The 17,756-nt window shown below is 67.9% G+C and carries 19 protein-coding genes; 11 read left to right on the top strand and 8 right to left on the bottom strand.

All coding sequences use genetic code 11. The features are described from left to right. Position 1: 1 nt before the first annotated feature. From ABGB19_RS07500 to ABGB19_RS07490, 3 genes are read right to left on the bottom strand one after another with little or no spacing between them, the layout of a single operon-like run. Positions 2-751, bottom strand: coding sequence for an ABC transporter permease (locus ABGB19_RS07500; protein WP_347685241.1), 750 nt, complete (start codon positions 749-751; stop codon positions 2-4). Beyond that, a complete protein-coding gene (locus ABGB19_RS07495; RefSeq protein ID WP_347685240.1) occupies positions 748-1,455 on the bottom strand; it encodes a fluoroquinolone transporter permease in 708 nt (235 codons plus the stop codon). Before ABGB19_RS07495 ends, ABGB19_RS07500 begins: the two co-directional genes overlap by 4 nt. Continuing rightward, positions 1,452-2,354 (bottom strand): ABC transporter ATP-binding protein, encoded by a 903-nt coding sequence (locus ABGB19_RS07490; protein ID WP_347685659.1) that lies wholly within the window; start codon positions 2,352-2,354, stop codon positions 1,452-1,454. Before ABGB19_RS07490 ends, ABGB19_RS07495 begins: the two co-directional genes overlap by 4 nt. A gap of 148 nt (positions 2,355-2,502) precedes the next feature. Here ABGB19_RS07490 and ABGB19_RS07485 point away from each other — a divergent pair, with 148 nt between their 5' ends. Beyond that, positions 2,503-2,961, top strand: coding sequence for a MarR family transcriptional regulator (locus ABGB19_RS07485; RefSeq protein ID WP_347685239.1), 459 nt, complete (start codon positions 2,503-2,505; stop codon positions 2,959-2,961). Here ABGB19_RS07485 and ABGB19_RS07480 read toward each other — a convergent pair. After that, positions 2,958-4,130, bottom strand: a complete 1,173-nt coding sequence (locus ABGB19_RS07480; RefSeq protein ID WP_347685238.1) for a pyridoxal phosphate-dependent aminotransferase — start codon at positions 4,128-4,130, stop codon at positions 2,958-2,960. The two genes, ABGB19_RS07485 and ABGB19_RS07480, sit on opposite strands and share 4 nt — an antisense overlap. Positions 4,131-4,184: 54 nt before the next feature. Here ABGB19_RS07480 and ABGB19_RS07475 point away from each other — a divergent pair, with 54 nt between their 5' ends. The 5 genes from ABGB19_RS07475 (at position 4,185) to ABGB19_RS07455 (ending at position 10,864) form a co-directional block, all read left to right on the top strand. Continuing rightward, entirely contained in the window at positions 4,185-5,285 is a 1,101-nt protein-coding gene (locus ABGB19_RS07475) for an alkene reductase (protein ID WP_347685237.1), read from the top strand. 146 nt (positions 5,286-5,431) lie between these two features. Further along, a complete protein-coding gene (locus ABGB19_RS07470) occupies positions 5,432-6,643 on the top strand; it encodes an acetyl-CoA C-acetyltransferase (protein ID WP_347685236.1) in 1,212 nt (403 codons plus the stop codon). A gap of 9 nt (positions 6,644-6,652) precedes the next feature. Beyond that, positions 6,653-8,800 carry a 3-hydroxyacyl-CoA dehydrogenase NAD-binding domain-containing protein gene (locus ABGB19_RS07465; protein WP_347685235.1) on the top strand — a complete coding sequence of 716 codons (2,148 nt, stop codon included), beginning with the start codon at positions 6,653-6,655 and terminating at the stop codon, positions 8,798-8,800. Positions 8,801-9,186: 386 nt separating this feature from the next. Then, entirely contained in the window at positions 9,187-9,351 is a 165-nt protein-coding gene (locus ABGB19_RS07460; protein ID WP_347685234.1) for a hypothetical protein, read from the top strand. A gap of 22 nt (positions 9,352-9,373) precedes the next feature. Further along, positions 9,374-10,864 (top strand): long-chain fatty acid--CoA ligase, encoded by a 1,491-nt coding sequence (locus ABGB19_RS07455; RefSeq protein WP_347685233.1) that lies wholly within the window; start codon positions 9,374-9,376, stop codon positions 10,862-10,864. A 7-nt stretch (positions 10,865-10,871) separates the two neighbouring features. On the opposite strand, the gene ABGB19_RS07450 is transcribed toward ABGB19_RS07455, so the two are convergent. Together ABGB19_RS07450 and ABGB19_RS07445 are read right to left on the bottom strand one after the other, a co-directional pair. Beyond that, the gene (locus ABGB19_RS07450) at positions 10,872-11,297 is read right to left on the bottom strand and encodes a pyridoxamine 5'-phosphate oxidase family protein (RefSeq protein ID WP_347685232.1); all 426 of its coding nucleotides are present in this window, start codon (positions 11,295-11,297) and stop codon (positions 10,872-10,874) included. A gap of 45 nt (positions 11,298-11,342) precedes the next feature. Continuing rightward, complete coding sequence (locus tag ABGB19_RS07445) at positions 11,343-11,552, bottom strand: hypothetical protein (protein ID WP_347685231.1); 210 nt, start codon at positions 11,550-11,552, stop codon at positions 11,343-11,345. A 194-nt stretch (positions 11,553-11,746) separates the two neighbouring features. Between ABGB19_RS07445 and ABGB19_RS07440 the strand changes: the two genes are divergently transcribed. Then, positions 11,747-12,736, top strand: coding sequence for an LLM class F420-dependent oxidoreductase (locus tag ABGB19_RS07440; protein ID WP_347685230.1), 990 nt, complete (start codon positions 11,747-11,749; stop codon positions 12,734-12,736). A 27-nt stretch (positions 12,737-12,763) separates the two neighbouring features. Here the strand turns inward: ABGB19_RS07440 and ABGB19_RS07435 are convergent, their stop codons facing one another. Then, complete coding sequence (locus ABGB19_RS07435) at positions 12,764-13,387, bottom strand: hypothetical protein (protein ID WP_347685229.1); 624 nt, start codon at positions 13,385-13,387, stop codon at positions 12,764-12,766. 147 nt (positions 13,388-13,534) lie between these two features. Here ABGB19_RS07435 and ABGB19_RS07430 point away from each other — a divergent pair, with 147 nt between their 5' ends. From ABGB19_RS07430 to ABGB19_RS07415, 4 genes are all read left to right on the top strand, one after another. Next, positions 13,535-13,879 carry a LuxR family transcriptional regulator gene (locus ABGB19_RS07430; protein ID WP_347685228.1) on the top strand — a complete coding sequence of 115 codons (345 nt, stop codon included), beginning with the start codon at positions 13,535-13,537 and terminating at the stop codon, positions 13,877-13,879. Between the two features lie 88 nt (positions 13,880-13,967). Further along, entirely contained in the window at positions 13,968-15,032 is a 1,065-nt protein-coding gene (locus tag ABGB19_RS07425; RefSeq protein ID WP_347685227.1) for a type VII secretion target, read from the top strand. A 1-nt stretch (position 15,033) separates the two neighbouring features. Next, positions 15,034-15,507: a YbaB/EbfC family DNA-binding protein gene (locus ABGB19_RS07420; RefSeq protein WP_347685226.1), complete on the top strand. Its 474-nt coding sequence runs from the start codon at positions 15,034-15,036 to the stop codon at positions 15,505-15,507. Then, complete coding sequence (locus tag ABGB19_RS07415; protein ID WP_347685225.1) at positions 15,504-16,064, top strand: DUF2510 domain-containing protein; 561 nt, start codon at positions 15,504-15,506, stop codon at positions 16,062-16,064. Before ABGB19_RS07420 ends, ABGB19_RS07415 begins: the two co-directional genes overlap by 4 nt. A gap of 14 nt (positions 16,065-16,078) precedes the next feature. On the opposite strand, the gene ABGB19_RS07410 is transcribed toward ABGB19_RS07415, so the two are convergent. After that, positions 16,079-17,728, bottom strand: coding sequence for a DNA repair helicase XPB (locus ABGB19_RS07410; protein ID WP_347685224.1), 1,650 nt, complete (start codon positions 17,726-17,728; stop codon positions 16,079-16,081). Positions 17,729-17,756: the final 28 nt, after the last annotated feature.

The following is a 17,756-nucleotide window of genomic DNA, read 5'->3' as shown; positions in this document are numbered from 1 at the left end:
CTCATGTGTTGCGGGCCTGAAAGCGGCGGAAGAGCGGCCACGCGATGGCCACGTTGTAGGCAGCGCCGGCCAGCAGGTAGGGCCACCATGTGCCACCCGTGTCGGCGACCCAGAACGCCTTGGCCGCCCAGTACGGGGGCAATACCCCGAACGCGAGGTTCCACGGGGAGTCGACGAACCACGGCAGGCAGGGCAGTCCGGCGATGAGCATGCCCAGCCCACGCACCGCGGCCAGGCCCTGAATCTTGTTGCCCGCCATCGCGACGATCAACAGCAGGGTGACGACCGCGGACAAACCGGCCAGTACTCCGATGGGGACGAGCGCCGGGTACAAGCCCGGCCGCAGTATCCCGCTGAAGGAAAGCGTGGCGATGACGTAGGCGGTCGTCACCGCGATCACCGTTGCTGCACGGTAGCCGAAGAACGTCGACAGCGGGACGGGTGTCACCCGCAGCGCCAGCAGCGTTCCCGCGTCGACTTCGTCGAGGATCAGGAACGCGGCCAGTGCCCCTGCGATGATGATGCTGGTGAGCAGCAGGAACCCGGTCAGGATCAGCGGATAGTAGGGCACCAGGTCGAAGTCGTAGCGCTCGTGGAGCATCGTCGTGACACGCGGCGTGAGGACCGCGACCGCGGTGGTCCAGATCACCGGGGCGAGCACCAACATCACCAGCAGCGGATCGCGATAGGCGCCTCGAAGGTCATTGCGGCCGAATGCCTTCCACGCTCGCATAACCGTCGTCGCCATCATGCGCCCGCCTTGCCGATGACGTGCCGGTCGAACATCGCCCGCGCCACCTCGGTGAGTACTGCCATGCACAACAGCGGGTAGACGATCGCGTAAGCGACCTGCCATGGCGCCAGGTGTACCTGATCGAACGCGGCGCCGAGCAACATCAACGGTCCCTGTGTCGGGATCGCGTAGAGCACCGGATTGGGCCACAACCCCGAGTAGTGCAGGATCGGGGTGTTCATCACCGCGATCGGCACGATGCCGAACAGAAACCAGTCGCTGGCCGACGTGAACGGCAGCGACGTGATGAACCCCGTCAGCAGCATGAGCACACTGCCGAGCAGCACTCCGGCCAGCATCGGCGCCGGCCGGTAGGCCTGCCCATGGGCGATCGTCACCACCGTGACCGCGACCACCAGCGACAGTGCGCACAGCACGGACACTTTGGCGGCCAGGTACTCGCCGAACCGCAACGGGGTCGAGATCACCGCGCTGAGCGTGCGCTCCTGCTTCTCGAAGAACACCGACCCGCCGATGAAGAAGAACCCGATGATCGCGATGTCACCGAGAAGCACATAGGGTTCGGCCACCGCACGCAATCCCGACGGCATCGGCAGCAGGACGGCCAGCCAGATCAACCCCGAGAACATCGCGGCGTGCAGGAACCGTTGGCGGTTCTGGAGAACGACTTCCAGGCGCACCGCGCTCACCAGTCGCGTCATGCCAACGTCCTGCCGGTCAGCTCCACGAACACATCGTCGAGGGTGGCTTCGCGGCTGTGGATGGTCTCGACGTGGTGATCGCGCAGCACCGCGTGAAAATGCGGATCGTCGGCCAGCCCGTCCATCGCGAACTCCTCTGCCACGAGATCGCCGTTGAGCCCTCGATATTCGACCCGCAGCAGCCGCTTGCTCCGGGCGATTCTCAGCTCGGTCGGCGTGTCGAGGGCCACGATGGCGCCGTCGACGACGAACGCGACCCGGTCACACAGCTCGTTGGCGGTGGCCATGTCGTGCGTGGTGAGAAACACCGTGCGGCCCCCCGATTTCAGGTCGAGCACGATGTCCTTGACGTTGCGGGCGTTGACGGGGTCGAGGCCCGACGTCGGTTCGTCGAGGAACAGCAGCTCGGGTTCGTTGAGCAGGGACCTGGCGAAGGTCAGCCGCATCTGCATGCCCTTCGAGAAGGTGCTGACCCGGGAGTCGGCGTCCTCGCCGAGGCCGACCATGTCCAGCAGCTCGAGCGGATCCCGGGTGGGTCCTTCGTAGAGCGAGGCGAAGAAGCGCAGGTTCTCTGCTGCGGTGAGCTTCCCGTAGTGGTTGGGCAGCTCGAACGAGACGCCGATGCGCTCGTAGTAGTTCCGCCCCCATGCCGCAGGTTCGCGACCCCATACGGCGATGTCGCCGCGGTGCCCGCGGAGCAGGCCGATCAGCAGCTTCTGGGTCGTCGACTTTCCGGCGCCGCTGGGGCCGAGGAAGCCGAAGATCTCCCCGCGTCCGACCTCGAAGTCCATCCGGCGCACGGCCGGATGCTCGGCGCCGGGGTAAGCGAAGGACAGGTCACGGACGCCGATGACGACGTCGGACTCAGCGGACGGAGACGACGTGCCACGGTGATTCATCGTGGTGCTCGACCTTTCGGGAACGGCGGGTCGGCTCACGTCCGACCCGCGTGCGGGTATTCATTCCGACCAGACTTCCCGGAGCACCTCGAAGCACTATACTGAACTTTCAGAAATTTGTGAATACTGCGGTACGGCAAGGATGGACATGGCGGAGGCCCCCGACCCGCTAGACGCTGCGGAAGCGCTCGCACTGGTGCTGAGCAGTCATGGCCTGCAGCGGATGACGTCGCGCGTGCTGGCCGCACTGCTGTTCACCGAACAGTCGACGATGACGGCCGGCGAGTTGGCCGACCGGTTGGGTGCGAGCGCGGGCGCGATATCCGGCGCGGTCAAGATGCTCATTTCGGTGGGGTTGGTCGAGCGTGTGCCCGCGCCGGGCAGCCGCCGCGACCACTACCGGCTGCGCGACGACGCCTGGGCGGTGCTGTACACGACGCAGAACACCATCCTCGCCGCGATTCAGCAGGCGGCCGCCGACGGCATCGCCGCCACCTCACCGGGCAGCGCCGCGCACCACCGGCTCACCGAGATGCGCGATTTCTACTCTTTTCTGCTCACTGAGCTGCCGGCCGTCATCGATCGCTGGAAGCAGACCCGGCGCTAGCGTCGGCGCAGCACCTGCAGTCGGCGGATCGCTTCGTCGAGGGTGTCATCGCTTTTGCAGAATGCGAAGCGCACCAGGTGGTTCCACGCACCGGCGTGCTCGGCGCCGGTGTCGCAGAACGCTGACATCGGGATGGCGGCCACGCCCGCGGTATGCGGCAACTCGGCGCAGAACGCGGCGCTGTCGGTGAACCCCAGCGGGCGAGGGTCGGCGCACAGGAAGTAGGTGCCGTCGCTGTCGTGCACCTCGAACCCCAGGTCGGTCAGCGCGGTGCCCAACCTGTCGCGCTTGACCTGCAGCGAATCCCGAAGTGCGGCCACCCACGCCCGCTCGTTGTTCAGCGCGTGCGCCACCGCGGGCTGGAACGGCGACCCGCCGACATAGGTCAGATACTGCTTGGCCGCACGCACGCCGGCGATGAGATCGGCTGCGCCGCAGGCCCATCCGATCTTCCAGCCGGTGACGTTGAACATCTTCGCCGCGCTGGAGATGGTGACCGTGCGATCTGCCATCCCGGGATAGTTCGCGAGCGGCAGGTGGGTCCGCCCGTCGAACACCAGATGCTCGTACACCTCGTCGGTGATCACCAGCAGGTCGGTCTCGACGGCCAACTCGGCCAGCGCCCGCAGTTCCGCGTCGGTGGCCACCATGCCGGTCGGGTTGTGCGGGGAGTTGAGGATCAGCGCCCTGGTCTTCGCCGTCACCGCGGCGCGCAGGCCGTCGACGTCGATGCGGAAACCACGGCCATTCTGGACGATCGGCACCGCCCGCCGTTCGCAACCCGCCATCGCGAGCACGGGGGAGTAGGAGTCGTAGAACGGCTCGATCAGCAGCACCTCCGACCCGGGCTCAATCAGGCCGAGCACCGCCGACGCGATCGCCTCGGTGGCGCCGACGGTCACCAGCACCTCGGTGTCGGGGTCGTATACGGTGCCGTACGTCCGCCCGCGCTGGGCGGCGATGGCCTCCCGCAGCGGCGCGATGCCCAGCCCGGGCGGATACTGGTTGACGCCCTCGGCGATCGCGTTCTCGGCTATCTTCAGCATCTCGGGCGGCCCGTCCTCGTCAGGGAAGCCCTGGCCGAGATTGACCGCGCCGATGCGCGCCGCGAGCGCCGACATCTCGGCGAAGATCGTGACCGCGTAGGGCTGCAGCCGCTTCACCGTCATGGTGGTCGAGCGTAGGCCAGGAATGAATCCGGGCTGCGCGACGCTGAGGAGCCCGTGGCCTTCAAATTCGATCTTGACGCGTCTCTCCTCGAGCCGGTGCGGGTCGGTGACACCGTCGCCGCCAATCGGATCTTCATGGCACCCCTCACCCGCTCGCGCGCGCAGGCCGACGGCACCCCGTCCGACCTGGCCGCCCAGTACTACTCGCAGCGGGCTTCGGCGGGGATCATCATCAGCGAGGCCACCGCGGTGTCGGCGGCCGCCAACGGCGCGTACGTGAACACGCCGGGCATCCACACCGACCGCCACCAGGACAAGTGGGCCGGCATCGCCGACGCGGTGCACTCCGCAGGCGGCCGGATGTTCGTGCAGTTGTGGCATGTGGGCCGAATGGCACATCCGGAGATCAGCGGGTTGGAGTCCGTCGCGCCGTCGGCGATCGCCGCCGGGATGAGCGCGCACACCCCGTCGGGTAAGCGGCCGTTGCCGGTGCCGCGCGCGCTGCATACCGGCGAGATCCCGGTGATCGTCGAGCAGTTCCGCGCCGCCGCCCGCCGAGCCGTCGACGCGGGCATGGACGGCGTCGAGATCCACTCCGCGAACGGGTACCTGCTGCACCAGTTCCTCTCCGACGTGACCAACAGGCGCATCGACCACTACGGCGGGTCGCCGGAGAACCGCGCCCGGTTGACCGCCGAGGTCGTCGAGGCGGTGGTGGACGAGATCGGCGCCGGCCGCGTCGGGTTGCGCATCTCGCCCGGCAACACCGCGGGCGCCATGTCCGAGATCGACGAGGTCAGCGCCTACGAGGCCCTGCTGAACCGCATCGCTGGACTGGGCATCGCGTACCTTCACCTGCTGATCGGCCCGACCGATCCCACCTTCGGCGTCATCCGCGCGCTGTGGTCGGACACCCTGGTGCTCAACACGGGCCGCGGAACCGACACCGATTTCTGCCAGCTGGACAGCTTCGTCGAGTGGGGAGCCGTCAGCGCGGTGGCGGTCGGCCGGGCGTTCCTGGCCAACCCCGACCTCGTCGACCGCCTCATCCTCGGCGCAGAGCTCAACGAGCCGGACCCCGCGACCTTCTACGCGTCGGGGCCGGCCGGCTACATCGACTACCCGACGCTGGCCGAGCGCCGAGTTGCCAGTTGAGCGATGCCCCCGCGTCGACTAAGTGGCCACTCGGCGGGGTGACTGCCCAACCAACAGGTTGGCCGAAACTGTTAGGCTGCCGGACGGAGGACCGCCGCCCACGCGGGCAGGCATCCCGTAACCCCAGCTGAACAGGAAATTCCTTCATGTCTGAAGAAGCCTTCATCTACGAGGCCATCCGCACCCCACGCGGCAAGAACAAGAACGGTGCGCTCAACGAGATCAAGCCGATCAACCTGGTCACCGGCCTGATCGACGAGATCCGGCGGCGCCACCCCGACCTGGACGAGACGTTGATCAGCGACGTCATCCTCGGCGTCGTCTCGCCGGTCGGCGACCAGGGCGGCGACATCGCCCGCACCGCGGTGCTGGCCGCGGGCCTGCCAGACACCACCGGCGGCGTGCAGCTCAACCGGTTCTGCGCATCCGGCCTGGAGGCGGTCAACACCGCCGCGCAGAAGGTGCGCTCGGGCTGGGACGACCTGGTGCTCGCCGGCGGCGTCGAGTCGATGAGCCGCGTGCCCATGGGCTCCGACGGCGGCGCCTGGGCGACCGACCCCGAGACCAACTACACCATCGGCTTCGTCCCGCAGGGCATCGGCGCCGACCTGATCGCCACCATCGAGGGCTTCTCGCGCGAGGACGTCGACGCGTACGCGGCGCGGTCGCAGGAGCGCGCCGCCGCGGCGTGGTCGGGCGGCTACTTCGCCAAGTCGGTCGTGCCGGTGCGCGACCAGAACGGCCTGGTCGTCCTCGACCACGACGAGCACATGCGGCCCGACACCACCGTCGAGAGCCTCGGCAAGCTCAAGACCGCGTTCGACGGGATCGGTGCGATGGGCGGCTTCGACGATGTGGCGCTGCAGAAGTACCACTGGATCGAGAAGATCAACCACGTCCACACCGGCGGCAACAGCTCCGGCATCGTCGACGGCGCCGCGCTGGTGCTCGTCGGCTCAGAAAGTGCAGGGAAGGCTCAAAATCTGACCCCACGGGCGCGCATCGTGGCGACCGCGACCAGCGGCAGCGATCCGGTCATCATGCTGACCGGCCCGACGCCGGCGACCCGCAAGGTGCTCGACCGCGCCGGCCTGACCGTCGACGACATCGACCTGTTCGAGCTGAACGAAGCCTTCGCCTCGGTGGTGCTCAAGTTCCAGAAGGACCTGAACATCCCCGACGAGAAGCTCAACGTCAATGGTGGCGCCATCGCGATGGGCCACCCGCTGGGCGCCACCGGCGCCATGATCACCGGCACCATGGTCGACGAGCTCGAGCGTCGCAATGCCCGTCGCGCGCTGATCACGCTGTGCGTCGGCGGCGGCATGGGCGTGGCCACCATCATCGAGCGAGTTTAAGGAAAAGTAATGGCAGAGAACACCATTCAGTGGGACAAGGATGCCGACGGCATCGTCACCCTGACGCTGGACGACCCGACCGGTTCGGCCAACGTGATGAACGAGCACTACCGCGAGTCCATGCATAAGACGGTCGAACGCCTTGTCGCCGAGAAGGATTCGATCACCGGCGTCGTCATCACCAGCGCGAAGAAGACCTTCTTCGCAGGTGGCGACCTGAACACCATCATCCAGGCCGGCCCGGAGAACGCAGGCGAATTCTTCGACGAGGTCGAGGGCATCAAGCGTGATCTACGCGCCCTCGAGACCCTCGGCAAGCCTGTCGTCGCGGCCATCAACGGCGCCGCACTCGGTGGCGGTCTGGAGATCTGCCTGGCGTGTCACCGCCGCATCATCGCCGACGTGTCCGGCGCGGTCGTCGGTTTCCCCGAGGTGACGCTCGGCCTGCTGCCCGGCGCGGGCGGCGTCACGCGTAGCGTGCGGATGTTCGGCATCCAGAAGGCGTTCATGGAGGTGCTGAGCCAGGGCACCCGGTTCAAGCCGGCCAAGGCCAAGGAGACCGGCCTGGTCGACGAACTCGTCGGCAGTGTCGACGAGCTCGTGCCCGCCGCGAAGGCGTGGATCAAGGCCAACCCCGATGCCCACACCCAGCCGTGGGATGCCAAGGGCTACAAGATGCCTGGCGGCACTCCCGCGTCGCCGGGCCTCGCGGGCATCCTGCCGTCGTTCCCGGCGCTGCTGAAGAAGCAGCTCAAGGGTGCGCCGATGCCGGCCCCGCGGGCGATCCTGGACGCGGCCGTCGAGGGCGCGCAGGTCGACTTCGACACCGCGTCGCGCATCGAGAGCCGCTACTTCACCCAGCTGGTCACCGGGCAGACCGCCAAGAACATGATCCAGGCGTTCTTCTTCGACCTGCAGTACATCAACGGCGGCGGCAGCCGCCCGGACGGCATCGAGCCGGTCAAGATCAACAAGATCGGCGTGCTGGGCGCGGGCATGATGGGCGCGGGCATCGCGTACGTGTCGGCCAAGGCCGGCTTCGAGGTGGTGCTCAAGGACGTCAGTCTCGAGGCCGCGCAGAAGGGCAAGGGCTACTCCGAGAAGCTGGAGGCCAAGGCGCTCGAGCGGGGTCGCACCACACAAGAGAAGTCCGATGCGTTGTTGGCTCGCATCACCCCGACGGGTGACGCCGCGGACCTCAAGGGCGTCGACTTCGTCGTCGAGGCGGTGTTCGAGGACCAGGACCTCAAGCACAAGGTGTTCGGTGAGATCGAGGACGTCGTCGAGCCCAACGCGCTGCTCGGGTCGAACACCTCCACGCTTCCGATCACCGGTCTGGCGGCCGGGGTGAAGCGCCAGGAGGACTTCGTCGGCATCCACTTCTTCTCACCGGTCGACAAGATGCCGCTGGTGGAGATCATCAAGGGCGAGAAGACTTCTGACGAAGCGTTGGCCCGCGTGTTCGACTACACGCTGGCGATCGGCAAGACCCCGATCGTCGTCAACGACAGCCGTGGCTTCTTCACCAGCCGCGTGATCGGCACCTTCGTCAACGAGGCGCTGGCGATGCTGGGCGAGGGCGTGGAGCCCGCCAGCATCGAGGCGGCGGGTGCGCAGGCCGGCTACCCGGCGGCGCCGCTGCAGCTGTCCGACGAGCTCAACCTCGAGCTGATGCACAAGATCGCCGTCGCCACCCGCAAGGGCGTCGAGTCCGCGGGCGGCACGTACGAGCCGCACCCGGCCGAGGCGGTTGTCGAGAAGATGATCGAGATCGGCCGGCCCTCGCGGCTGAAGGGCGCCGGCTTCTACGAATACGTCGACGGCAAGCGCACCGGCCTGTGGCCGGGCCTGCGCGAGACGTTCAAGTCCGGCAGCGCGCAGATTCCGTTGCAGGACATGATCGATCGCATGCTGTTCGCCGAGGCGCTGGAAACCCAGAAGTGCCTCGACGAGGGAGTGCTCATGTCGACCGCCGATGCGAACATCGGCTCGATCATGGGCATCGGCTTCCCGCCCTACACCGGTGGTTCGGCGCAGTTCATCGTCGGCTACCAGGGCGCGGGCGGTGTCGGCAAGGAGGCCTTCGTGGCCCGCGCCAGGGAACTGGCCGCCAAGTACGGCGACCGCTTCACCCCGCCCGCCTCACTGACCAGCTAGCAGCGGTACGCGAACCCCCGAGACAGCAGCTGGATGTCGCCGCGAGCGGCTTTTGGCGGCGTCTCGGGGTTTCGTGTTCGCCGGGTCAAGAAGGGCCGAAAGACCCTCGCACTCCCGCCATCTGCTGGGCTCGGATACTCGACACGTTGACCGGGCCCGTGGGACGGGAACAATGGATCAGAGCAGCGGCGTTGGTGAGACGCCGCTGGGCGACGTCGGCGACACCCACCGGCTGCGGCGGCTGATCGACCGGCTGCCCGGGCTGATCGGTTACTGGTATCGCGATCTGCGCAACATCGTGGCCAACCGGAGCTACGTCGAATATTTCGGCATGACGCCGGAAGAGATTCGGGGCCCGCCACCTCCGGGAGATCCTCGGCGAAGCGGTGTACGCGCTGAACCTGCCCTACATCGAGGGTGTGCTGGCCGGGGTAGAGCAACTGTTCGAACGCACGCTGATCGACCAGAGCGGCAGAACGAGGCACACCCAGACGCGCCTGCGTGGCGGCGTCGATGTCGCTCGGGCGATGGACGCGCGGGCCGGCCGCTGATGAGTTCCCGTATCGTCTAGCCGTGCCCGACAGCTTCACCGACGAGTTCGCCGCGGGGCTGGCCGGCTACGGCGAGGCGCCCTGCATCGAGTTCGAGGGGCGGTGGTACTCCGGTGACGAGGTGGCCGCGTACGGCCACGCGGTCGCTCGGCTGCTCCGTGAGGCGGGGGTGGCCGACGACGCGCCGGTCGGCCTCGTGGTGCGCAACCGGCTGCCGCACGCCGCGGCGATCATCGGCTTCCTGGCCGCCGGACGGGCGGTCTCGATGATCTACTCGTTCCAGTCGGCGGAGGCGATCGGCCGCGACATCGAGAAGCTCGACCTGTCCGCCGTCATCGCCGATGTGCAGGACTGGACGGCGCCCGTCGTCGATGCCGCCCGGCGCACCGGCAGTGCGGGCGTGGCGATCTCGCTGCGATCGCCCACCGTCGCGGCGGTGCCCGGGCTGGAACGCCGTGACCGGTCGCGCCGCCACGCCGTCGTGGAACCCGATGTGGCACTGCAGATCCTGACCAGCGGTACCACCGGCCCGCCGAAGCGCCAGTCCATCCCGACGCCGGTGCTACGGCGCACCGTATACAGCGTCACCAGTGGGGAATCCGCTCCCGCCGATGCCCCTCCCGAGATGGCGTACTGGCAGTTCGGTGGAATCGGTGTGTGCCAACTGATCGCCGGCGTCTACAACGCGCGGCGCATCGTGATGCTGGAGCGGTTCACCGTCGACGGCTACGTCAACGCGGTCAAGAAGCACCGGATCACCCGATCCGGGGTGCAGCCCGCCGTCATTCGGATGTTGCTGGACGCCGACGTCGCCAGGGAGGACCTGGCGTCGCTGGACTTCCTGATCAGTGCCTCGGGGCCGTTGGACCCCGATACCCGTGACGAGTTCGAGGCGAAGTACGGCGTGCCGATCGTATTGGCCTACGGTGCAACGGAATTCGCCGGTTCGCTGTGCGCGTGGACGCCCGATCTGCAGCGGGAGTTCGGGGCGGCCAAGCGGAACAGCGTCGGTCGTGCCCTTCCCGACACCCAACTGCGCATCGTCGACGCCGAGACCGGCGTCGAGTTGCCGGCCGGCGAGCAGGGCCTGCTCGAGGCGAAGGTCGCACCGATCGGTCCCGACTGGATCCGCACCACCGACGTCGCTTCGATCGACGCGGACGGCTTCGTCACCCTGCACGGCCGCGCCGACGGGGCGATCAACCGCGGCGGGTTCAAGATCCTGCCCGAAACCGTTCGGCACGTGCTGATCTCGCATCCCGCCGTGCGTGACGCGTGCGTCGTCGGGGTGCCCGACGTGCGCCTCGGCGAGGTACCGTTCGCGGCGATCGAGGTGACGCCCGGTTCGCCGGTCCCGTCGGATGACGAACTCGCCGAACTGATCCGCCGCTCGCTGCCCGTGTACGCCGTTCCCGTCGCGTTCGCGGTCGTCGACGAGTTGCCGCGTAATCCGGCGCTGAAGGTCAGCCTGCCCGCCGTCGCAGCGCTTTACGAGCAGAGCGCGAACCGGTAGAAGTCGATCAGATCGATCCGAGGTCGGATGACAGCCAGTGCTGCGGCCTCATGAACACCACCACGCTCTCGCCATGCTCGCGCCGGGCGTACTCGAGGTAGGCGTCGACCTTCTCGGGGGCCAGATAGCGCTTGGTCAACTCGACCAGGTGCTCATCGGTGGCGGCCTCGATGCGGCTCACCGGCCCGTCGACGGCGACGTAGCGCACGGAGGGCTCGACACGCTCGACCATCAACGTGAATTCGCCCTGCGCCTCGATGAGCCGATGCTTGCGGGAGCCGTCACCGGTGAGCACCCACGGCTCACCGCCCGGGGTGTACTGGTACCAGATGGGTACGGTCAGCGGACCGCGCTTGTCGCCGGCACTGACGGACAGCGCGGCGATGTGGGGTTCTGCCAGAAACTGTTCGCGTTCTTCTTTGGACAGGGCCATGCCGCCAGGTTAGTCCCGGTCACCGTCATCGTCCGAGAACGAGCCTCAGCAGCCGATTCTGGAGAAGAAGGCGAGCGAGACGATGCCGATCGCGATGGCGATCGGCGTCTGCCCCATCGCGGCGGTGCTGACGATGCCGGCGATCGCGGCGATCGCGATGACCGCGAGCAGGAGGACGTAGAACCGGCGAACATGGATCGCGCCGCCGGCACGGATGGGGTGCGTTTCCAATCCCGTAATCGGGTCACGGGTCACGGCCGCCTCCTGTGTGGTGTGGATCACATCAACTCATCTGTGTGAGCCACACCATATAACACCCGTGGCTGGTCAGCGAAGCGGATCGCGCGATGTCCGTGGCGGGTGCCGACGCCCGAAAGGCTATGTCCTGCTTGATGACTATGCCGAGAACAGCTAACTAGTGGGGTCGCCGTCGCCTAGAGTTGGTTCCCATGCGCTTCGGATTGTTCATCCCGCAGGGCTGGCGACTCGACCTGGTGGACATTCCAGCCGAGCAACACTGGCCCGTGATGCGCGACCTCGCCACCTATGTCGACGGCAGCGCCTGGGATTCGTTGTGGGTCTACGACCACTTCCACACCGTGCCGGTGCCCACCACCGAGGCCACCCACGAAGCGTGGTCGCTGATGTCGGCATATGCGGCGACGACGTCGCGGATCAAACTCGGGCAGATGTGCACCGCGATGAGCTACCGCAACCCCGTCTACCTGGCGAAGGTGGCCGCCACAACCGACGTCATCTCCGGCGGCCGGATCCAGATGGGCATCGGCGGTGGGTGGTACGAGCACGAGTGGCGCGCCTACGGTTACGGGTTTCCCTCGGCCGGTGTGCGATTGGCGCGACTCGACGAGGGCGTGCAGATCATGCGCGACGCCTGGCGCGACGGCAGGGTCAGCCTGCAGGGCAGGCACTATCAGGTCGACGGAGCGATCGTCGAGCCGAAGCCGCTGCAGCGCAACGGCATTCCGCTGTGGATTGCCGGCGGCGGTGAGAAGGTGACGTTGCGGATCGCCGCGAAGTACGCCCAATACACCAATTTCACCTCCGCACCCGACGGCTTCGCGCATAAGTCGAACGTGCTCGCCGGCCACTGCCGCGACGCCGGCACCGACTACGACGCGATCGTGCGGTCGGCCAACTTCAACGCGGTGATGGGCGAGTCCGAGGCCGAGGTCTCCGACCGGGTGGCCCGGGTGCGGGACCGGCAGGTCGCCAAGGCCGACGAAGCCGCCGTCGACGCCATGCTGAGCACCGTCACCGCGCCCGAATCAGCCAGCGGCACACCGGAGCAGGTCATCGAGAAGCTGACCAGAATGCGCGATCTCGGCTGCGAGTACGCGATCCTCTACTTCCCGGAAGCGGCCTACGACCGGTCCGGTATCGAGTTGTTCGAGCAGAAGGTGATCCCCGCGCTGAGTTGAGCGGTCCCGCTATGCGACGCGTTCGCGCTATGGCGTCGGGGTCGGGCCCGCGTAGATCATCGGTGGTGGCGCGGGCGCAGGGGGCGGTGCCGGTGGCGGCGCGTCGAAATACCCGGGCGGGGGCGGCCCGTCGAGCGGGTAGTAGCCGGGCGGCAGCGGCGGGCCGGTCTCCGTCTTGGGCGCCACCGGCGGGCCATTCGACTCGGGGGCGGTCAGCGAGGTGTAGCCGGGGGGCAGCTGCGGCGCCGGGCCGGCCCCGGGTGGGGGCGGGGCGCCCGCGGGCAACTGGCCGGGCGGCATGCTGGTGAAGCCGTACGGGTCCTGAGCCTGATGCCAGGCGTCCCGCAGGAACCCCAGCGGCCCCGGGCTCGAGCCCTGCCCGTACTGCGGGTTCGCGATCTCCGGCACCGGCGGCGGCCCGACCGGCGGCGGTGCGGGCGGCGGCGCCGCCTGCTCCACACCGACCGCGTACGGCTGCCCGGGCGGTGGTGCGGGCGCGCCGGGGACGGGCGTCGGCAAGGGAGGAACCGCGGGTTGGGCGCTCGCCGTGCCCGCGGGCACCAACGTTCCCAGGCCGACCGCGACGCCCGCCACGGCGATCTTGGCGGCCCTCCCGGCTGAGATCGCGCGCTGACGACGGTGTGGGGTCATGGGTAAGGAGGCTAACGGTTGCCGGCCGGAACCGCGTGGGCACGGGCGAACTCGTCGGCCTTGCCGGGCTGGCCGCGTGCGAGGATTGTGGACGCTGCCACACCGCGAATCGACAGCCCTCGAATCGTCCGGGAAGGACGCCTTGCGATGAACAAGACCTCACTGACCGCACTCGCACGCGAACAACTCGAGACGGCCCGCGCCGCCAGCAGCGGTCGCAGCGCGCACACCGTCTACGGCGGACACGAGCATTCGCTGCGCCAGACCCTCATCGCGCTGACGGCAGGCTCGGCACTCGACGAGCACGAAACCAACGGCGAAGCGACCCTGCAGGTGTTGCACGGCCGGGTGCGACTGACCAACCAGACCACCAATTGGGAGGGAAGCGCGGGCGATCACCTCGTCGTGCCGAACTCCCGGCACGGCCTGCAGGCGATCGAGGACTCGGCGGTGCTGCTGACGGTGTCGAATCCGGTCGGGCCGCACGTCTAAGTCGGCGCCACCGACCTCGAGCGAATTGGTGCACAGCACCGTACTTGCCCGCTGTTAGGGTCTTTTCTCGAGGGAAGGGCGCCGTCGCATGGGGTTGTTCGAATTCACCGACAAGGTGTTCGACTTCGTCAAGGACGCTGCGGGCAAGATCAATCAGGCCGGTCAGGTCATCGAGACGATCGCCATACGAGCCGGTCTCGAGAAGCTGGTGGACTTCGGTAAGGCGCTCAAGAGGTACGCCGGGCCGCTGGCCATCGCGCCGACACCCATCCTCCAGGGCGGGCAGAGGGCCATCGAAGCGATGCGATGGGCCACCGGCGACGACGCCGAGGGAACCGAGTCGGGCGAGGCCTTCGCCACCGGGGCGGGCGATTTCCGCGATCAACTGGAACTGCAGCAGAAACTGCATCCGGACTCGAACTGGGAGGGCGGGTCGGCGTCGGCGGCCTATGAACGACGCGTCAAGGACCAGGAGGACCGCTTGTCGGTCCTCAGTGGCGCCGACTCCGACGTCGCCCTGGTCATCAGCCGAGAGGTCGACCAGCTCAACGAGACCCGGCGCATCCTGGACAACCTGCACAACTGGCTCGCGGAGTACGGCACGTACACGCAGACGCTGGGCGTCATTCCGGTGGTGGGTAAGGGCATTCAGATGGAGGCCGAGTTGCTCGCGGTGGGCATGGCGCTCAAGGAGGCGGGCAGCCAGATGTTGGACATGCAGGACGACGCCAACACCAACGCCGCAGACGTCCGCGACGCGGATGGGCGGTACCAGTCGGTGGCCGACGGTGCGGTGCAACAGGATTCCACCGGCGACTTCAACGCCCCCGCCTCCGCCGGCGAGGACCTCAAGATCTCCGGGCCGACCATCTCGGCGCTTGCGACCGGGCAGGAGAACGCCGCGACAGGCATTACGGACGCGACGCTGGTGGTCCAGGGTGTCGGCGCCAACGTCGCCCGCACGGACGGCTTCATCTGCGCCGTGACCAGCGAGGCGGTGACGGGCGCAGAGGGCGCACGCAATTCCGCGGGCACCAAGACCGCCGGCATCAGCACCGAACTGGCCGGGAAACTTCGCACCGCGGCGCAGACGTACGCGGCCACCGACGCGGCGGAGAAAGCGAAACTCGACCAGCAGATGCCGCCGGGCTGACGTGGACGGTCCATGGCGTCCGTGGGACGACGACGAACACGACGACGTCGAGGGCCACTTCGGCGGGTCGGGGCTGGAAGCCTTCGACGATTTCGTTCCGGACCTGGCGGAAGGCGCGGAGCAGGAGCTCACGTCGCCGCTGTACACTGTGACCAACCCGCCGGGCACCGTTTCGGTCACGGTCTACCTCAACGGGCGGATCCACAATGTCGAGCTGGCGCCGGCCGTCGCGCAGATGACGGAACGGGAACTGGCCGAAGAGGTGCGCGTCATCGCCGAACTCGCGCGCCAGCGCGCCCGCTCAGAGCTGCATGCCTTTCTCATCGAGGGTGTGCGCATGATGGGTGACGATCCGGCCGCCATGCGGGACAGTCTGATCCGCGAGCTGGACATGCCCACACCGGAGCAGGCCGCCGCGACCGCCGCACGCGTCTTTTCCACCCGGTACTCCTCCGACCCCGAAGGAGACCGATGAACGCCACACCGCCGGGCTGGTACCCGGAGCCCAGCGGAGAGCCCAGCCTGCGGTACTACGACGGATCCCGCTGGACCGAGCGGACCAGCCCGCGACCGAACCGCGGCACACCGAAATGGGTGTGGGCGGCGGTGGCGGCCGGGGTCTGCGTCGTGCTGGCTGTCGTCGTCGGCGTCCTCGTGTTCAACTCCGGTCCGCCCATGCCCGAGGACCGGGCCCCCGCATCGCCGTCGGCCTCGCCCGCCCGTTCGACATTGATTCCCGAACTGCAGCTACCCGAGGGCACCACCAAGCGAGATTACAAGTCGCAGGAGGTCTTTGACGTCACCCGGCCCTTCGCCGACACCGTCGACGCGCTGCGGTCACAGCTACCGATCGGTCGGGTCTACGACGGATTGGCGTGGTGTGCCGAATCCGACACGGGCGAGGAGAGCACGACCTGGAGTTGGGGTGATGAATCGGACTACCTGAGCGTGTGGGTGTCCTCTTCGCCGCAGAACCCCGGCAGCACGGTGCAGATCGAGCGTGAACCGCGTCCGGCCGGTTGCGCGCCCTGACCGTTTCGTCCGCTTCAGATCGCCGGCCCGAGTAGGTCGTCGGCGTCCCTGATGACGTAGCCGTAACCCTGCTCGGCCAGGAACCGCTGCCGGTGCGCGGCGTATTCGGCGTCCAGGCTGTCGCGGGAGACCACCGAGTAGAAGATCGCGCCGCCGCCGTCGGCCTTCGGCCGCAGCAGCCGGCCCAGCCGCTGCGCCTCCTCTTGGCGGGACCCGAAGGTTCCCGAAACCTGCACTGCCACAGATGCTTCCGGTAGATCGATGGAAAAGTTGGCGACCTTGGACACCACCAGTGTCGAGATCTCGCCGCGACGGAACCGGTCGAACAGATCCTCGCGCTCGGCGGTCTTCGTCGACCCCTGGATGACGGGCGCGTCCAGCTCCTGCCCGAGCTCCTCCAACTGGTCGAGATAGGCGCCGATCACCAGCGTCTGCTCGCCCTTGTGCTTCTCCAGGATCGACTTCACCACAGCGATCTTGGTGTGCACCGTCGAGCACAGCTTGTACCGCTCGTCGGGCTCGGCGACGGCGTAGAGCATCCGCTCGTTGTCGGTCATCGTCACCCGCACCTCGACGCATTCCGCCGGGGCGATCCAGCCCTGGGCCTCGATGTCCTTCCACGGCGCGTCGTAGCGCTTCGGCCCGATCAACGAGAACACGTCGCCCTCGCGGCCGTCCTCGCGGATCAGGGTGGCGGTCAGGCCGAGCCGGCGGCGCGACTGCAGGTCCGCGGTCATCCGGAACACCGGCGCGGGCAGCAGGTGCACCTCGTCGTAGATGACCAGCCCCCAGTCGCGGCTGTCGAACAACTCCAGGTGCCGGTACTCGCCCTTGGTGCGCCGGGTGATCACCTGATACGTGGCGATGGTGACCGGTCGGATCTCCTTCTTCTCACCGGAGTACTCGCCGATCTCGTTCTCCGTCAACGACGTCCGGTTGATCAGCTCGCGCTTCCACTGCCTGCCCGCGACCGTGTTGGTCACCAGGATCAGCGTGGTGGCCGACGCCTTGGCCATCGCCGCGGCGCCGACGAGTGTCTTGCCCGCGCCGCACGGCAGCACGACGACACCCGATCCGCCCTCCCAGAACGACTCGCATGCCATCTCCTGGTAGTCGCGCAGGTGCCAGCCGTCCTGCGCGAGGCTGATCGGATGTGCCTCGCCGTCCACATAGCCGGCGAGATCCTCGGCGGGCCAACCGATCTTGAGCAGCATCTGCTTGACGCGGCCGCGTTCGCTGTTGTGCACCACGACGGTGTCGTCGTCGATGCGCGCGCCCAGCATCGGGGCGATCTTCTTGTTGCGCAACACCTCTTCGAGCACCGCCCGGTCGAGGCTCAACAGCGTCAGGCCGTGCGCGGGGTGCTTGACCAGTTGCAGCCGCCCGTAGCGGCCCATGGTGTCGACGATGTCGACGAGCAGCGGCTGCGGCACCGCGTAGCGCGAGAAGGTCACCAGCGCGTCGACGACCTGTTCGGCGTCGTGGCCGGCCGCGCGGGCGTTCCACAGCGCGAGCGGGGTGATGCGGTAGGTGTGGATGTGCTCGGGCGCACGTTCGAGCTCGGCGAACGGGGCGATCGCGGCGCGCGCGGCGCCCGCCTGCTCGTGGTCGACTTCGAGCAGCACCGTCTTGTCGGACTGCACGATCAGGGGGCCGTCGGTCATTTTGTCCATTATCCAGAAGCCCGCGACA

It is taken from the genome of Mycobacterium sp. B14F4, assembly GCF_039871645.1.
Taxonomy (GTDB): Bacteria; Actinomycetota; Actinomycetes; order Mycobacteriales; family Mycobacteriaceae; genus Mycobacterium.
This window is presented reverse-complemented; position numbering and strand designations above follow the sequence as displayed.

What these genes read in the sequence shown, in the direction of transcription:
- ABGB19_RS07425 (WP_347685227.1), top strand. Translation starts at nt 13,968, where the DNA reads ATGGGGTTGTTCGAATTCACCGACAAGGTGTTCGACTTCGTCAAGGAC.
- ABGB19_RS07470 (WP_347685236.1), top strand. Translation starts at nt 5,432, where the DNA reads ATGTCTGAAGAAGCCTTCATCTACGAGGCCATCCGCACCCCACGCGGC.
- ABGB19_RS07435 (WP_347685229.1), bottom strand. Translation starts at nt 13,387, where the DNA reads ATGACCCCACACCGTCGTCAGCGCGCGATCTCAGCCGGGAGGGCCGCC.
- ABGB19_RS07415 (WP_347685225.1), top strand. Translation starts at nt 15,504, where the DNA reads ATGAACGCCACACCGCCGGGCTGGTACCCGGAGCCCAGCGGAGAGCCC.
- ABGB19_RS07495 (WP_347685240.1), bottom strand. Translation starts at nt 1,455, where the DNA reads ATGACGCGACTGGTGAGCGCGGTGCGCCTGGAAGTCGTTCTCCAGAAC.
- ABGB19_RS07480 (WP_347685238.1), bottom strand. Translation starts at nt 4,130, where the DNA reads ATGACGGTGAAGCGGCTGCAGCCCTACGCGGTCACGATCTTCGCCGAG.
- ABGB19_RS07430 (WP_347685228.1), top strand. Translation starts at nt 13,535, where the DNA reads ATGAACAAGACCTCACTGACCGCACTCGCACGCGAACAACTCGAGACG.
- ABGB19_RS07500 (WP_347685241.1), bottom strand. Translation starts at nt 751, where the DNA reads ATGATGGCGACGACGGTTATGCGAGCGTGGAAGGCATTCGGCCGCAAT.
- ABGB19_RS07490 (WP_347685659.1), bottom strand. Translation starts at nt 2,354, where the DNA reads ATGAATCACCGTGGCACGTCGTCTCCGTCCGCTGAGTCCGACGTCGTC.
- ABGB19_RS07485 (WP_347685239.1), top strand. Translation starts at nt 2,503, where the DNA reads ATGGCGGAGGCCCCCGACCCGCTAGACGCTGCGGAAGCGCTCGCACTG.
- ABGB19_RS07440 (WP_347685230.1), top strand. Translation starts at nt 11,747, where the DNA reads ATGCGCTTCGGATTGTTCATCCCGCAGGGCTGGCGACTCGACCTGGTG.
- ABGB19_RS07410 (WP_347685224.1), bottom strand. Translation starts at nt 17,728, where the DNA reads ATGACCGACGGCCCCCTGATCGTGCAGTCCGACAAGACGGTGCTGCTC.
- ABGB19_RS07450 (WP_347685232.1), bottom strand. Translation starts at nt 11,297, where the DNA reads ATGGCCCTGTCCAAAGAAGAACGCGAACAGTTTCTGGCAGAACCCCAC.
- ABGB19_RS07465 (WP_347685235.1), top strand. Translation starts at nt 6,653, where the DNA reads ATGGCAGAGAACACCATTCAGTGGGACAAGGATGCCGACGGCATCGTC.